Below are 15,919 nucleotides of genomic sequence, written 5' to 3'. Positions count from 1 at the left end.
CTAGCCTCCTTTTTTTCTTTTTCTTGAATCAGGTATATTTAACTCTTCTCTGTATTTTGTTACTGTTCTTCTTGCTATATGAATTCCTTCTTTTTTAAGTAAGTTTACTATATCATTATCACTTAATGGCTTTTTAGGGTCCTCATTTTCTATTAAATTCTGGATTAAGTATTTTACACGATCTGATGAGATATTTCCACTTTCTTTGCTAACTTTGTTTGAGAAGAATGCTTTTAAAGGCAATACTCCTATTGGGGTCTGTGCAAATTTATTTGATACAATTCTGCTGATTGTTGATTCGTGTAATCCTATTTTTTGAGATACATCTTTTAAAGTAAGTGGTTTTAAATGTTCTTTTCCATAGAGTAAAAAATCTTTTTGCTGATTTACAAGAGATTCTACTAAATTTTTTAGATTTTCTCTTCTTTGTTCTATGCCTCTGATTAAACCAATAGCTTTTTGTAATTTTTCATACAAGAATTTTTTTGTTTCTTCGTTTATATCTTTTCTATTTAAAATTTTTTTGTACTGATTCGTTAAATTAAGCTTTGGTAAGTCTTGTTCATTGATTACTATCTCAAAAGGCTGGTCTTTATCGTTTGTTTCATATATAAAAATATCTGGCTCTACATAGTGTGCTTCAAAGTCTTCATATCCATAAAGTGGATAAGGTCTTAATGCTTTTATGTTTGAAATAATCTCTTCAAGAGCTTCTTCATCAATTTGATATTTTTTTAATAAATATTCTTTATCTTTGATTTTGTTTAAATCTTCTTGGATAATCTGCTCTGCTATGCTGTCTCTTCCAAATTTTTCTCTATATTCTGTAATTAAAAATTCTGTTAATGATTTGGCACCAAGTCCTGTTGGCTCAAGCTTCATTAATTTTTTTCTTATTTTTTCTACTGCTTCAATATCTACATTGTATTTTGATGCTATCTCGTTTAAGCTTTCTTGTGAAGCATACCCTTTCTCGTCTAAGTTATCTATAATGTCTAATGCTATCTCTTTTTCTTTGCCATCAAATTCTAAATCTATCTGAATTTCTAAGGTTTTTAGAAGTGATGGCTTGTAAGTTAGTCTGTTTAATGGGTTTAGCTCTTCTTCATCTTCTGAATAAGAAACAGATAAATCTGTAAGTTTTTCTTGATAGTCATTATTTATATGAATCTCTTCTTCTAAGAATGGATTTTCTTCAAGTTCATGAATAATCTCTTGAAGAAGTTCTTGTTTTGGCATCACCATTATATTAAGCTGATGCTTTAAACTAAGTGTAAGGTTTAACTTATGCTGAAGCTTTAGTCCTAAGTTTTGTTTCATAGCTGGTCCTTAAACCTGCTGAAGTATTGATCCAATTCTGGTCTAAGTTTTATTCCAACTCTTTCAAAACATTTTAATAATTCTTCATAAGCTCCATCTCCACCTAAGAAATCCCAAAATTCTTCTGCTACTTTAAGCTCGTTGTTTATATCAATCATTCCTTTAATAGTCCATCTTTCATAAGGTCTTGGATAGTATGGATTATATGGTATTGCGATATAAGAATTTATCTTGGCATCAGGTTCTCGTTGTAGATATATAGCTATCCATTCCAACAAAGTTCTTTTAAATGTTTTAAACTCAGATATATTTGGTTTTACTGTCTTTAAATCAAGCATATGAACCATTCCATCTTTATCTTTCAAAAAGATGTCAACTTTAACAACCTTTGTTTTAACCAATTTCCCTGATTTTACTACTTTTCTTATCCTTTCTATCTCTTCAAATTTATTAGGATTTCTTTGACCTGAGGCTAATTCGTCTATTATTTTTTGGATTTCTGCTTGTGCATGAGTGCTTATGAGATTACCGACACGATATTGTTTATGTGCTTCAATAAAGTTTTTTCTTGAGAGGATTAAAGCTGCTGGTTCAAAAATGGATGTTCCAAAAGATGTATTTAATGAATGGATAAAGGAGTATAAAGCCATTCTATCTTTTCCTAAAAGTCTATAATGAAAAGGCATATAGTTTGTTTCTGGCTCATATTCCCTTAACTTTCTTTTTATACTATCTTCTATTGTTTTCTCAACTTCAATAATTTGCTCTTTATCTAAAAACATTTACTTCTCCTTAAGATGAAAAATCGACTCAGAATACAATTGATCCCTGTTTTTTTCCACTCTACATAGCACTGGTCTTTTAAATTCATCTACTATTTTCATACCTGCAAGTTCTGCAATTTTTGGATATAAATTATATTTATCATTTGCAACTATAAATATATTGTAGTCTTCTTGTAAATATTTTTTACAGTTTATTAAAACCTCTGCTATATCTTTAATATATGCTTCTTTCTGCCTTTTTCCTACTCCTTTTGATAAAGAACCTATTTCTAAGTCATCTTTCCTCTCAAATCCAAATATTTCATAAGCATATGCATGTTGTTCATGATAGTCTATCAAACCAAGGTATGGTGGACTTGTAAATATTCCTTTAATTTTTTGTTTTTTTAAAATCTCAGCAAATCGTGGACTTTGTTTTTCTACTTCTGTAAAAATATCTATTTTTCTACTATCACCTGCAAGGCATATTTGAAATGTATCTGTCCTGAGTTTGTCAAACTCTGCCAATCGTTTTAATGTATCGTCTGCATAATACTGCAACCATTTAGAGATAGTAAAAACTGGTTTACATATCTTTCTATGTTTCTTACAATAATAAGTTGTGTAAACAGGCTCTTTCAATGTTGCTAAATCTGAATGGGTTGTCGCCCTGCATGACCTTGCAGTCCTACTCAATATGATATATAAAACTTCCTTTATATCTTGATCGCTTATATTTTTTATTTCATTCGCTAAAAAGTCTAACTCTTTTCTAACAGGGTCTAAATACCATAGATCTAAAAACGTTTTATTGTTATTTTGTTTGATTTTTATTTTATACTTGTTTACAAGTTCATTATAGATGTTTAAAAATTCCTTCTCTTTCTTTGAGCCATACTCTTGTTCTTTTATTCTACCTTCTGAAATCCACCTTTTGAAATCTGGAGATGGAAAGTATTTATCATTAAAGTCTTTTAATCTACTTTGCAGTTCTTCTTCAAAGCTTTTAATATTTAGATTATTTTGATAATTTTCTAACTTTAATGTCAATTCTTTAATGGTTTTAGCTATAGAAGTTAAATCATGTTTCCTAACCTTTACATTAGACAGCATCACATTAAATTGAGAGATATCTACTCCTACTGCATGAATACCAAGTTCATTAGCTTGAACAAGTGTTGTCCCGCTTCCGCAAAAAGGATCCAGGACTATATCTCCCGCCTTAAAGTAAACTTCTTTTTTAAAAGAGTCTGTATGAGAATCTAAGAAATATTCAACTAATTGTGGAATAAATTTACCTTTGTATGGATGAATTCTGTGAACGTGTTTTGTCCTTTCTGCTTCAGAGTATTCTGCAAAAGATAAACTCCAGTTTATATTTTCTTCTTTCTGCTGATTTATTTTGTAAGTCTTATCATAATATTCTTTAAGTTCTTTTAAACTTACTAAAACTTTCCCGTTATTTCCATATTTTTTAATTCTTCCATATTGAACCAAATAAGAGATATTTGAAATTTTTATATCTTTGTTTAAATAATTTGAAGCCCAAGTTGAAGCTTCTTTTAAGCTTACAAATCTATCTTCCATCAACATCACAATTCCTCTATAACACTCAACATTTCTTTAATAATTTTATTCCTGTCTTCTGCTTTTAAAATAGGTCTTCCGACAACTATTATATCTGCACCATCTCTTAGAGCTTCTTCCGGCGTTGCTATTCTTGTTTGGTCATCTGTTTTTTCTTTTGTAAGTCTTATACCCGGAACAACTGCAATAAATGGTTTTTGTATATGTTCTTTTAAAAACTTTACTTCATGACTTGAACAAACTATCCCATCTGAACCATTGCTAACTGCCATATCTGCCAATCTATAAGCCAAATCTGGGACTGATAAAGAAGAGCCAAGTAATTTTGGATAGTTTTCATCATGACTTGTCAGAATAGTTACAGCTAAGATTTTTAAATCTGTTCCTTCTTTTGCTTTTACAGCTTGCTGAATCATCTCTTGACCGCCAAGAGAATGTATTGTTAGATAATTAACGCCAATTTCTGATACAGCTTTTACGCCGTTATAAACAGTGTTTGGTATATCATGAAGCTTTAAATCTAAAAATATATCAAATCCTCTGTCTTTAATTTGTTTTACAAAATTAATTCCACCTTTAATAAAAAGGTTATAGCCTATCTTAATAATAATTTTATCTTGGATTTCATCAACGATTTCTAATGCTTGGTTGATATCATTTACATCAAGAGCAAGAGCCAACTTTTTCAAAATTTAAACTCCTATTCAATTATAATTACAATTTATAATTCTACTACAAAAATCATGCCAAAATCAAATCGAGGGTGTTCCAAAATTCTCGTAAGTTTGCCTTTCCGTCATCCTGAAGCCGAAGGCTGAAGGATCTCATTTTTTAAAAAGAGAGGAAATGAGATTCTTCGCTTTGCTCAGAATGACGATGTGGATTTTTGGAACAGTTTCTGTTGCAATGGCTTTTAAAAGGTTTATATTTATAGTAGTATTAAATAAAAAGGAGGACAAAATGATAAAGAAATTTGACAAATCTCAATGGGAAGGTTTCTTTGACAAAGTATCAAAAAATCTTGGGTCAAAAGAAGCAATGATCGAAGTAGTGGAAAAAGAAATTGGCGATCAGGTTGAAACAAAGGCACAACCTTTGATTGGTTTATCTTACGACCCAAAGGATGATGAGTTTGTTGTTACGTTAGAAAAACACGAACACATTATTCCACAACCTAAGGAAATTGCTATCGATGAAGAAATTGATGGCATTAAGTTAATTGAAGTTGTAGAAGGTGATGGAACAAAACATCTAATTAGATTGATGTCACCTTTAGCATTACCACAATAACCATAAAGGGTGGGGTTTAAAGCCCGCCTTCTCAAATCTTACATCTCATTGATTTTAATCTACCTTTCTTTTATACTATAAACACAAAAACAAATTCACGGTAAAAACACTATGCTTAAAATAAAAAAACAGCACATAGAAGAGATAAAAAGACAGGCAAAAGAGGGATATCCTTACGAGATCTGCGGCTTTTTAATTGGAATAATGGATTATTCGTCGAATACAAGAGAAGTTTTAGAAGTTATCCAGGCAGAAAATCAAAACAAAGAAAGGGCAAATGACAGGTTTGATATATCACCAAAAGATTATATGAAAGTTGAGCAGTATGCAGACGGTAAAGGTTTGCAAATTGTAGGAATTTATCATTCACACCCAGACCATCCAGATAGACCATCGCAAACAGATTTGCAGTTTGCTTTAGAAGACTTATCTTATATCATAGTTTCAGTACAAAATGGAGAACCTGTATCCTATAAAAGCTGGTATTTAGAAAATAGTAAATTTATACAAGAGGAAGTAGATGAAAGTTAATTTAAAAAATTTTAATTTAAAAGAGCTTGAAAATTTTGTAGTAGAAAAAGGCTGGCAAAAGTTTAGAGCTAAGCAAATAGCAAAATGGCTGTATAAGAAAAAAGTCAGCTCTTACGACGAAATGACTGATTTATCAAAAGATATAAGAAATTACTTGAAAGAAAATACAGAATTTAACGCTTTAGAATTAGTTATGTACCAGCAATCAAAAATAGATGGAAGTATAAAATTTTTATGGAAGCTTAAGGATGGAAACACAATAGAAACCGTTTTGATAAACGAAAAAAACCATAAAACTTTGTGCGTGTCAACGCAAGTTGGTTGTGCCGTAGGTTGTAAATTCTGCTTTACTACAAAAGATGGACTTATTAGAAATTTAGAAACAGCGGAAATCGTTGAGCAGTATATTAACGTCCAAAGATTTTTAGGAATGGAGGAAGAAAATAGAATATCAAACATAGTTTACATGGGAATGGGTGAGCCTTTGGCAAACTATGAAAATGTAAAAAAGTCTGTTCAAATCTTTACTCATCCTGATATGGTAGGATTATCCCATAGAAAAATCACAATCTCTTCAAGTGGAATACTTCATCAGATAAAAAGAATGTACGAAGATAAAGAATTCCCAGAAGTCAAACTTGCAGTATCATTAAACGCATCAAATCAAGATCAAAGAGCATTTTTAATGCCAATATCACAAACAAACACACTTCAAGACCTTATGGATTTATTAAGAAGCATACCACTTAAACCAGGTTGGAGAATAACGCTTGAATATGTTTTAATGAAAGGAGTAAACGATTCAGAGCAAGACGCTAAAAGACTTGTAAATCTTTTAAAGAAAGACAAACACAGATTTAAAGTAAATCTAATACCATTTAATCCATATCCTTCAGCAGAATTTGAAAGACCGGAGGAAGAAAGAGTTTTAAAGTTTGAAAAAATTCTTTGGGATAACAACATTGCTACATTTATTAGATGGAGTAAAGGAAGAGATATAGATGCTGCATGCGGACAACTAAGGAAAAAAGCGGTAGATCTGATAAATGTTTGATTATATAAAAGGAAAAATAAAAAAGAAAGACAAAAATCATATAGTTATAGAAAAACTTGGATTTGGTCTTTTAGTAGAAGTTCCGGACAGTGAAAAATTCAAAGAAAATATTGTCTATACTTATTTGCTTGTAAGGCAAGAAGATGTAAGACTCTTAGGATTTGTTTCAGAAGAAGAAAGAGATTTATTTTTAAAGCTTATTCAAATTCATGGCGTTGGAGTAAAACATGCACTGAATATTATTTCTAACTTTTCTGTAGAAGAGTTTATTGAAATCATGGAAAATGGAGATGTTGATAAGCTTACAGAAATTCAAGGAATAGGCAATAAAACAGCACAAAGGATAATAGTAGAGCTAAAAGGAAAGATAGAGTTTAACGAATCAGATGAGCTAAGTCAATTAGTTTCTGCATTGGTAAATTTAGGATATGATAAAAAAGAGTCTGTAAACGTTGCAAAAAAAGTTATAAAAGAAACAAAAGACATTAAAGAGGCATTAAAAAAAGCAATTTCTATGCTAAGTAGTTTTTGAAGTTAAGAAGCGGAAAAGTGATTTTTAAGAATGAATCTCCTCCCTTTCTTACTTCTCACTTCTCACTTTCTCACCCCTTCCCTTTACATCCTTCCTTGATAGACTTAGCAACTTCTAAAATAAATCTATCCATTAAAGCTTTAAAATCACCTTTTACCAATTTATAAAGAAAATCTAAATCAACGCTTTTTGTTGGGTCTGCTAAGTCATTTCTAAGCTGAGAAATTTTATCAAGCTTTTCTGTAAGCTCCACAGATAAACAACCATTTTCAGTCAAAGATTTAAAGCAGTCTTTTGAAGGCTTTAATTTAAGCTGTCTTGAAACATGTCTACAAATCCATAGCGCACTGTCTATTGCAACGACGATAAAATACCTGCTTCTATCAATTGCAAAGCTATTATTTTTAAATTCTTGCTCGCTCATTTTAGAAAAAGTCTCTAATCTTTTTACTTCTCCTTTTATAGCAGAAGCATAATGATTGACTTTTACAAGATTTACAGGTATAGCAAGCTTTGGCTGTTTTTCTTTTAGCTGTTTTACCACATCTGAAAGTTCTTTTATAAACAATGTATCCAAGGTTTCAACTATATTTTTTGTTAAATGATAGAGCTGTTTTTCCAAGTAGCTAAAATTTTCTTGAAATACTTTATTTTTAAACTCGTTAAAATCTGCAAAAATTCTATTTAGCTTTTCTGAGAAAATCGTATCTTTTGATAGCTTTTCTATACAGTTTTCTTTTATTTTGTCATTGTAATAATTAGAAAGAATATGACAAGCTATCGCTTCAAGTTCATCGTATAAAATTATAAGATGGTATTTAACTCTATCTGGATACATCGGAGTTTTTAAAAATGCATCCTCTCCAAAATCTATTATCTGCTTTATCTTTTTTAAGGCTGATTTTAGCTTTGTTGCTTTTTCATTTAAAAACTCTATATCTAACATCTTTTGACTCCGTCGACTTACGCCTAACAAAAACTGATATTTTCTATCAGCTTGTTAGACTGCGACGCCTCCACACCGATAAACGGCACAGAATTACCCGACCCACTATTCTGTAGGTTTTTAAGTAGCCTACAGAATTCGTAGTCGCTTTTAATTTTAATAGGGTTGCAGAGTTTAAATAGCTTGTTTTTTAGCCACCTAAAGCTTTTTCCTGTCGCTACTTTGATATGATTTACTGCTCCGTTGATATCTGCATTAAACACTTTGTTTATAATAGTATCCAAGAATAAGCCCCTCTTAACACGCCTTCCATTGAAAGCATTAGTCAAGTCAGGGCTTTCTTGGATGCTTTCTATATCATCTGATATACAACTTGCCTTAGATGTGTATCTTTCATCTACGTAATGAACGTTTATTCCGTATTCTTGTGCTTTATATTCTATGTTTTGTAATAGTTTTATAAATGGTATTTGAATGAAGCTTTGTTTTGTAGCTTTGTCTAAATTACATTCTCCATTATTTTTTAATTCTGCTAAGTTTCTAGATATAAATAAATCTGTTATTCCGTGCAAATATAAATATTCAACTACACGCTTAGCCATCTTGTGAAATTGATCGTGAAAAAACCTGTTTCTTTTTGCATATAAATAGCTTATAAACTTACCAATTTTCTTACCTTTTTCTGTGTATTTTGCAGGATATTTAGAACCTGTTTTAGATACAGCCCATTCTGCTACTTCCTTTGACTTACTTTCGTTTAGTTTGGGTATAAGTCTGTTGAATTTCGAATTATAATCTTTAAAAGGTTTACCATCTACTATTAATGACGAAGTGGTTTCATCATCAACAAACACAGCCATTAGATTGTTTACCCCAATATCTATGCTTGCGTATTTATGTGAAACGTGAGATGTGAAACGTGAGATGTTTTTTAAGTAGCTAATTTGTAAATACAAATTATCATTATCATAAACAAGCCTTGCTGAGTATAGCTTGCTTACTTCTGCAAGCTTTTCAATTTGTCTTTTATCTATGTGTATATATACCATATGGTCAGATAAGTTAATGCCTACCAAGTTTTCTTTTTCTAATCTTGTAAAAGACAAAGAGTTGTATTTATCTAATTCTACTGAGTAATCTATTATCTTGGAAAGCTTTTTAGGTTTAGGTGGTTTTGGCATTCCTGTAAATAGATTTGGATTTTGTTTGTAAGTTTCTAAGTTAGTAAAATACGTTTTAAAGTTTGCTTTCACTCTCTTTATAATTTCAACTACATTGTGTGGTTTTAATTTCTTAGCAGTCTCTTTCAGTGCTTGCCATAATTGATTATCTTTGTATTTATTTTTGAGATATTCCAGCTGTGTTGAATGCTTAGAATTATAATCATACAGAGCATTTCTCATAAGCTGCGGAGAAGTAAGAAGTTTGAAATCGTTTGTATCTTTGCCATCTTTGTATAGATTATAGTTTTGACTGATAAGTATTAGTAATATATTCTCAAAATGTTTGTAAGTAAAAAGTAAATGTTTTAGTTCTTTTTCTAATTTATCGTTTTTTATTCTAATAGAAAATACTCTAAGTTCTGTATTTTGAGATAGTTCTTTTTTGCTGTTTTTCTTTTTCTTATTACTGTTTTTCATCTAAAAGCCTTTGAGCTATTTTCTTGTTTATATGACTTTTTTTACCGTTTAATTTACGAGAAAAAACATGGATTATGTTTAAAATATCTTCTACCAATTCTTCTTCATCTATTTTATCTTCCGTTTGATTCATTATTTCAATTTTTGTGTTATGAAGTTTTGCAAATTCTTCTATTAACTCAAAACCAAATCTAACAAGCCTATCTTTGTATAAAACATAAATTGTATCTACTTGATTTGATGATATCAGTTTTAACAGTTCTTTTAATCCTGATTTTGAATAATTTATTCCACTTCCCATATCGCTTATTATTTTAAAAGGCTTGCCTTGTTTTGCTAAAAACAATTCTAATAATTCAATTTGTCTTTTTAAATCATCTTCTTGTTTCTTTGAACTTACTCTTGCATAGCCAACATTAATACGTGGTGCATCTGATTTCTTTTGAAGAATATACTGCAATTGAGCTTCGCTATATCTTCTTTCTCCACGTGGTGTTTTAAATTCAGGCTTTAATATTCCTTTTTTATCCCACAATCTTAAAGTAGATATTGAAATACCTGTAAGCTTTGAAAACTGACCGATTTTATACATGCTCGCCTTTAAACAAACTTTTATTTTCTAATATTATATATCAAAATATCTATCTTGTCAATAGGTTTTAGGAGGCTGTTCGAAAATCCACACAATTATTTTGTGGTCGGTGAAGAATCTTCTGTTTTTCTTTTCAAATCAAAAAATCAAAAGAGGAGATTCTTAGGACTAAAGTTCTCAGGATGGCAAAAAGGCGAACTTACGAAAATTTTGGAACACTCTTATAGGTTTTAGAGACTGTTCCAAAAATCAAAAAAAACTTCTTCTTAAAATTAAGACTGATAGGATAAACAAAAATACATAAATTAAAATCATGTAAAAATTCCAAAGAATAGTCCAAGCAATAGCTAACTTCTTAGCTATATCTTCTCTTTTAACTTTAAACACTGAATTTGCTTTGTTCTTTATATTACCAAATAAAGATTCTATGCTATATCTTTTCTTTCCATACTTTAACCAATTTTCCTTTGATAACCGTCTCAATGGATGCTTTATTTTTACTCTAAGAGTTTCCTTTATCTTTATAGCAGGGATAAGTCCGATGTCTAAGATTTTTTGTATTACGCTTATTGAATCATAGCCTTTATCGGCTATAAAAGGTAGTCCTTTGATAAAATCTACTTTGTTTAATATCTGATTTAACATCTTTATTTCACTTGCATAGGCTTTACCTGTTTCACATCCCAAAATTAACGCTTTACCTTTGTTATCTACTGCTATAATAACCTCAAGTCTTATATGAGATTTTATCTGTTTTACCTCTATTCCTCTTCTCCATTTAAGGCTATAAATATCTCCATAGGCAAAACCTGTAGCATCTGCTATGTAGCACTGTATTTATCTTTAATTTTTTCATTAAAATACTGTCCTGTTTTTTCCAGCAGTAATTTTAAAATGTTTTCATTAAGCTGTTTAATCCTATAATGATAGTCATTCAGAGAAGGGGTTTTAAAGCTAAGATATTTAAGTTCTTGAAGAACTTCTCTATAAGAATATTGTTTTAGTGTTTGATATAGAAATATAGCTATTATAAATTCATCTTTGTACTTTCTTGGTCTACCTCTTTGACTATTTTTCTTTTCCTTATGTTTAATCTTTTTAAAAAATCTTTCTGTAAGTTTATAGATTTGTTTAAAGGATAATCCTGTTTTTCTCATGCGAACATTTTTATTTTTTGATTTTGAGTATTTAATTTTAACTTAAGAAATAATTTTGGAACAGGCTTATAGGTTTTAATAGAAAATGCAATAAAATGTTTAGCAGTTAAACAACCTTTTTGAAAATTTGCAAAAATTCAAATTATAATATTACAAAAATTATTGTTAAATCGTATGTCAAAGATTGGAATAAAAATTGCATATAGATTTTAAACGAAAAACAAATATGGAGAATGATTATGATCTGTCAATTTCAAAGAACAATAAAAAAACCAATAATCATTGAGGGAATAGGCTTACACTCAGGAGATAATGTTAAAATAAAACTTTTTCCTGCAAATAAAAATGAAGGAATAAACTTTATTAAAAATAATGTAGTTATACCTGCAAAGATAGATTATGCTCATAGCTTTGAATATTCAACAACTTTATACAAAGACGGCGTTTCAGTTAGGACAATAGAGCATTTAATGGCAGCACTTTATTTTACCGGAATTGATAATGTTTATATTGAGTTAATAGGCGAGGAGTTGCCAATCCTTGATGGAAGCAGCAAAGGTTTTGTTGAAAGGATAAAAGAAGCCGGAATTAAAACACTTAACGAAGAAAAATTGTATGCAGTTTTAGAAGAACCTGTAAAGGTTGAAATAGAAGATAAATTTATTATGGCAAAGCCATCAAATGAAATAAAAATTACATATCAAGCAAACTATAATAATGATATTATCGGAAATAAAAGCTTTACATACATACCTTATGAAAAAGAGTCTTATGAAGGTGTTTATACAGCAAGAACTTATTGCTTTTTAGAAGAAGTAGAGTACTTAAAGAAGAACGGTCTTGCCAAAGGCGGGTCTCTTGAAAATGCTGTTGTTTTTCATAACAATCAGGTAATAAACGAAGAGGGTTTAAGATTTGAAGACGAGCCTGTAAGACATAAAGTATTGGATTTAATCGGTGATTTGTATCTGCTTGGCTATCCTTTGGTTGCAGAAGTTTACTCTTTTAAAGGCGGACACAGATTAAATGCTATGTTTGTAAAAACATTGGTAGAAAACTCACTTTTTACAATTAAACCAGCATCAGAAGTTTTAAATTTTATTCCAAATTATAAAGAGGCTTTGGTAGGTTAACCAAAACACCGATGATGCCATTCTGAGCGTCAGCGAAGAATCTCCTTCTTTTATGTCTCCTAAGTCTGTCATTCTGAGCGTAAGCGAAGAATCTCTGTCTTTGCATGTTCCCATTCCGTCATTCTGAGCGTTAGCGAAGAATCTCATTTTTTGTTTTCAATAGACATTAAAACATGAGATCCTTCGGGCTAAAGCCCTCAGGATGACAAAGAACGATCCAATGACGTCATTCTGAGCGATAGCGAAGAATCTATTCTTGAGACTTGTCAATAATTTTGTGTCTGGATTGAAAACTTTTTATTAAACAATTGTAAAATTTCATAAGAGACTCCTTTAAAAGCAGGTATAGGCTTTTTCCATTTTCCATTCTTTAAATTGTCTCTTTGTATAAGCAGATTTATCTCAAGAATGTCCACAGATTGAAAATATCCACCTAAATTTATTCTTACCTTTTCTATCATGCTATTAACACTTTCAACTGGATTTGTTGTGTATATGTGCTTTCTTAGATTTTCTGGATATTTTAAAAAACATAAGTATCTCTCTTTGTTAGATTGAATATGTTTTATAAAGCTTGGATATTTAGACTTAAATCTACCGCATAAATCATCTAATTTTTCTAATCCATCTTCATAATCTAAGCTGTTTTCTTTTATGTTTTTCAGTTCTTTGTTAAATACTTGTGAATCTTCTTTATCCATCTGATTTCTAACGTTTCTTTGTAAATGGACTAAACATAGCTGATGGTCTGTATAAGGAAATAGTGTTTCTATGGCTTTTGTTATCCCAGGAAAATCATCACTTACTATAAGCATTACCCTTTTTAGTCCTCTATCTATTAAATCATTGAATACTTTTATCCAGTCTGCTTTATTTTCACTACTGAAAAATGTATAAAATCCAAATATATCTTTATTTCCTTGTAAATCTATTCCAAGAACTACATAGACAGAAGCCTTTCTGATTTTGTTTTTCTCTTTTATATCACAGTGATATGCGTCTATATACAGTACAAATGCATCCGATGGAAGCTCTCTTGTTTTAAAATCATTAAGTCTTTCTATAAGCTCTTTTTTGATTTTATCCATATGTTGTTTTGAGTAGTTTAAGCCCAAGCTTTTTAATGTAGAATCTATCTTGCTTTCTGAGTATCCATTGGATACTAAACTCATAAGAAGGTTTATGTAATCTTCATTAACTCTTTTGTAAGGGTCAGGTAATATTTGTGGTCTAAATCTACCCTTTCTATCTCTTGGGACATTTATGTTAAGCTTGAAAGAACCAGTATTTAGGCTTCTTTCATAATATCCGTTTGCTTTGTTGTCTTCATCATTTTCAAGGAAGAAATTTCTTTCCTGATTCATAATCAGTTCCACAACAGATTCTAAAAGCTTTCTTATACCTATCTTTTCTTCTTGAGTTGTTATACCGTTTGGGAAAAGTTCTTTTACTAATTCTTCGGTAGATCTGTCTAATATTTTTTCAAAGTATTCTTTCTTATCCATTACTACTCCTCCTTATAATTTTATTTAGACACAACATTATTTTAACTCCCCTATTCTTTCCCTCCCACCTTCTTACTTCTTCACTTTCTTTTGCAATTTGCCAAAATGCAAAAAAGTAAAGTTTGGTATATTTATAAACGATAAGTAAATAACAGGAAAACACAAAACTAAAAAATTGGCATAAAAATTGTATATAATAAAATTGAAAATTGAATAAGTTTAAAACAAAGCCTTCAGAATGACATGGAACAATATAATAATGTCATTCTGAGCGATAGCGAAGAATCGCATTTTAAAATGCTTGACAAAAATCATAATGTGTGTTAATTTTTATTAACAGATTTTATAAAAACTTTATTAAAGGAGGTTTTACGATGAAGAAAGTAGTAGGATTAGCAGCAGCAGGATTGCTTGCAGTATCTGCAGCAAACGCAGGACAAATTACAGTAGCAAACACAGACATCACATTATTCGGTGGTGTGTCAGCATCTTACAACGTACAAAACAATGACCATGCGTTAAGATCCACAGGAACTGTTTTAATCCGTACGAATGCACAACCATGGTCAGGAAAAGACTCTTTCTCTGTTAACAATGTAATTGTTGGATTAACTAAGCCAGCACAAGACGGTGGAATTGGATTTACAGCAGCGTTTGGTTCTTGGCAAGCTCCAACAGTAGTAGCAAGCTCTGATGTTGTAAATGATAAAAAAGGAAATGGAAATAATCCATTAGTAGGCTACGGTAAAACTACTGATTTCAAACCATGGCTTGCTTTTGTTACTTACAAACCAGTTGCTGGATTAAGCTTAGACGCTGGTTTACTTTGGACAAACTTTGGCGAAAGACCGGTTACAATCTTAAACCCACACATCACAAGAGGAGTATTATTTACAGCTAACCCGGTATTATTAACTGGTGCAAGAGGTACATACGATGCTGGTGTAGCAAAAGTTTACGTAGGTGCTGGTAAAGCTGGAAACTATCAATTAATGGGACCTGTTTATACAGGATTAAACAACTACTCTAACTACATTGAAGCTGGTATTACTTCTAACTTAAAACAATTTGGTTTACCGGTTGATGTTGGCTTACATACTTACAATGAAAACGGAAACAGAGATATCTATGCTTTAACAGTTGGCGGAGATTTAGGAATCGTATCTCTTGGCTTAGAAGTTGATTACTTCAAAGCTGATGATGGCTTAAAGAAAGCTTGGAATAATGTTACTGGTTTATCAACATCTTCAAACGCTTGGGGTGCAGCTCTCTGTGCTAACGTAAAACCAGTAGCTGGCGTTCAAGTTCCAGTAAGAATTGAATATGCAGATAACAAAGATACAATCTTAATTCCTGCAATAGCGGCTGCTTCTTTAGTTGCTCCACAAAATGCAGGTACAACTGCATACTTCGCTCCTAAAAAAGTATGGACGTTTACAATTACTCCAACTTACAACCCAACTAAAAACACATTCTTAAGAGCTGAAGTATCTTATGCTAAAGCATCTGGAAATGCTTTCAATGGAACATCCGGATACTTATTTGTTAACGACAAAGGTGAAGCTAAAACTTCAAGAACAACTGGTGCTGTAGAGCTTGGATTCTTGTTCTAATTAGTAGAAATCTAAATATTACATACACAAGGCGGGCATAGTCCCGCCTTTTTTGTTTTATAAAACTCCAGATGTTGTCATTCTGAGCGTCAGCGAAGAATCTCCGCCTTTTTACCTCCCACTTACTCACTTACTCACTTTTTTTAAAAGAGGAGATCCTTCGAACTAAAGTCCTCAGGATGACGAAGAACTTCTGAATGGTGTCATTCTGAGCGTAAGCGAAGGGTTTCCGTCCTTCTGCTTTACAGCCTCGGG

General features: G+C 31.0%; 14 protein-coding genes and 1 pseudogene. 6 read left to right on the top strand and 9 right to left on the bottom strand.

Annotated features, from left to right (window positions below):
- From rpoN to pyrF, 4 genes are read right to left on the bottom strand one after another with little or no spacing between them, the layout of a single operon-like run.
- On the bottom strand, positions 1 to 1,320 hold the full coding sequence (gene rpoN / locus SYO3AOP1_RS08830; protein WP_012460379.1) for an RNA polymerase factor sigma-54: 1,320 nt from the start codon (positions 1,318 to 1,320) through the stop codon (positions 1 to 3).
- The gene (locus SYO3AOP1_RS08825; RefSeq protein ID WP_012460378.1) at positions 1,317 to 2,102 is read right to left on the bottom strand and encodes a TdeIII family type II restriction endonuclease; all 786 of its coding nucleotides are present in this window, start codon (positions 2,100 to 2,102) and stop codon (positions 1,317 to 1,319) included. The genes rpoN and SYO3AOP1_RS08825 overlap by 4 nt, the downstream gene beginning before the upstream one ends.
- A complete protein-coding gene (locus SYO3AOP1_RS08820; protein ID WP_041674817.1) occupies positions 2,103 to 3,671 on the bottom strand; it encodes a DNA methyltransferase in 1,569 nt (522 codons plus the stop codon).
- Between the two features lie 5 nt (positions 3,672 to 3,676).
- The gene (gene pyrF, locus SYO3AOP1_RS08815) at positions 3,677 to 4,360 is read right to left on the bottom strand and encodes an orotidine-5'-phosphate decarboxylase (RefSeq protein ID WP_012460376.1); all 684 of its coding nucleotides are present in this window, start codon (positions 4,358 to 4,360) and stop codon (positions 3,677 to 3,679) included.
- 181 nt (positions 4,361 to 4,541) lie between these two features.
- Here pyrF and SYO3AOP1_RS08810 point away from each other — a divergent pair, with 181 nt between their 5' ends.
- The 4 genes from SYO3AOP1_RS08810 (at position 4,542) to ruvA (ending at position 7,078) form a co-directional block, all read left to right on the top strand.
- Positions 4,542 to 4,961, top strand: coding sequence for a DUF5335 family protein (locus SYO3AOP1_RS08810; RefSeq protein ID WP_281340843.1), 420 nt, complete (start codon positions 4,542 to 4,544; stop codon positions 4,959 to 4,961).
- A gap of 111 nt (positions 4,962 to 5,072) precedes the next feature.
- Positions 5,073 to 5,492 carry a M67 family metallopeptidase gene (locus SYO3AOP1_RS08805; RefSeq protein WP_012460374.1) on the top strand — a complete coding sequence of 140 codons (420 nt, stop codon included), beginning with the start codon at positions 5,073 to 5,075 and terminating at the stop codon, positions 5,490 to 5,492.
- On the top strand, positions 5,482 to 6,546 hold the full coding sequence (rlmN, locus tag SYO3AOP1_RS08800; protein ID WP_012460373.1) for a 23S rRNA (adenine(2503)-C(2))-methyltransferase RlmN: 1,065 nt from the start codon (positions 5,482 to 5,484) through the stop codon (positions 6,544 to 6,546). The genes SYO3AOP1_RS08805 and rlmN overlap by 11 nt, the downstream gene beginning before the upstream one ends.
- On the top strand, positions 6,539 to 7,078 hold the full coding sequence (ruvA, locus tag SYO3AOP1_RS08795) for a Holliday junction branch migration protein RuvA (RefSeq protein ID WP_012460372.1): 540 nt from the start codon (positions 6,539 to 6,541) through the stop codon (positions 7,076 to 7,078). Before rlmN ends, ruvA begins: the two co-directional genes overlap by 8 nt.
- A 70-nt stretch (positions 7,079 to 7,148) precedes the next feature.
- Here the strand turns inward: ruvA and SYO3AOP1_RS08790 are convergent, their stop codons facing one another.
- The 4 genes and pseudogenes from SYO3AOP1_RS08790 to SYO3AOP1_RS09305 form a co-directional block, all read right to left on the bottom strand.
- On the bottom strand, positions 7,149 to 8,024 hold the full coding sequence (locus SYO3AOP1_RS08790) for a HepT-like ribonuclease domain-containing protein (protein WP_012460371.1): 876 nt from the start codon (positions 8,022 to 8,024) through the stop codon (positions 7,149 to 7,151).
- A 23-nt stretch (positions 8,025 to 8,047) separates the two neighbouring features.
- Complete coding sequence (locus SYO3AOP1_RS08785) at positions 8,048 to 9,664, bottom strand: RNA-guided endonuclease TnpB family protein (protein ID WP_012460370.1); 1,617 nt, start codon at positions 9,662 to 9,664, stop codon at positions 8,048 to 8,050.
- Positions 9,651 to 10,256 carry an IS607 family transposase gene (locus SYO3AOP1_RS08780; RefSeq protein ID WP_012460369.1) on the bottom strand — a complete coding sequence of 202 codons (606 nt, stop codon included), beginning with the start codon at positions 10,254 to 10,256 and terminating at the stop codon, positions 9,651 to 9,653. The genes SYO3AOP1_RS08785 and SYO3AOP1_RS08780 overlap by 14 nt, the downstream gene beginning before the upstream one ends.
- Positions 10,257 to 10,505: 249 nt before the next feature.
- A pseudogene (locus SYO3AOP1_RS09305) lies at positions 10,506 to 11,413 on the bottom strand (transposase).
- A 239-nt stretch (positions 11,414 to 11,652) separates the two neighbouring features.
- On the opposite strand from SYO3AOP1_RS09305, the gene lpxC reads away from it, so the two are divergent.
- Positions 11,653 to 12,546 carry a UDP-3-O-acyl-N-acetylglucosamine deacetylase gene (gene lpxC / locus SYO3AOP1_RS08765; protein WP_012460368.1) on the top strand — a complete coding sequence of 298 codons (894 nt, stop codon included), beginning with the start codon at positions 11,653 to 11,655 and terminating at the stop codon, positions 12,544 to 12,546.
- Between the two features lie 266 nt (positions 12,547 to 12,812).
- Here the strand turns inward: lpxC and SYO3AOP1_RS08760 are convergent, their stop codons facing one another.
- A complete protein-coding gene (locus SYO3AOP1_RS08760; RefSeq protein ID WP_012458801.1) occupies positions 12,813 to 14,051 on the bottom strand; it encodes an IS256 family transposase in 1,239 nt (412 codons plus the stop codon).
- Between the two features lie 374 nt (positions 14,052 to 14,425).
- Here SYO3AOP1_RS08760 and SYO3AOP1_RS08755 point away from each other — a divergent pair, with 374 nt between their 5' ends.
- On the top strand, positions 14,426 to 15,664 hold the full coding sequence (locus tag SYO3AOP1_RS08755) for an outer membrane beta-barrel protein (protein WP_012460367.1): 1,239 nt from the start codon (positions 14,426 to 14,428) through the stop codon (positions 15,662 to 15,664).
- Positions 15,665 to 15,919 lie beyond the last annotated feature (255 nt).

The sequence above is a fragment of the Sulfurihydrogenibium sp. YO3AOP1 genome (assembly GCF_000020325.1).
Taxonomy (GTDB): Bacteria; Aquificota; Aquificia; order Aquificales; family Hydrogenothermaceae; genus Sulfurihydrogenibium.
The sequence above is the reverse complement of the archived record's forward strand: the minus strand, read 5'-3'. Positions and strand labels throughout refer to the sequence as shown.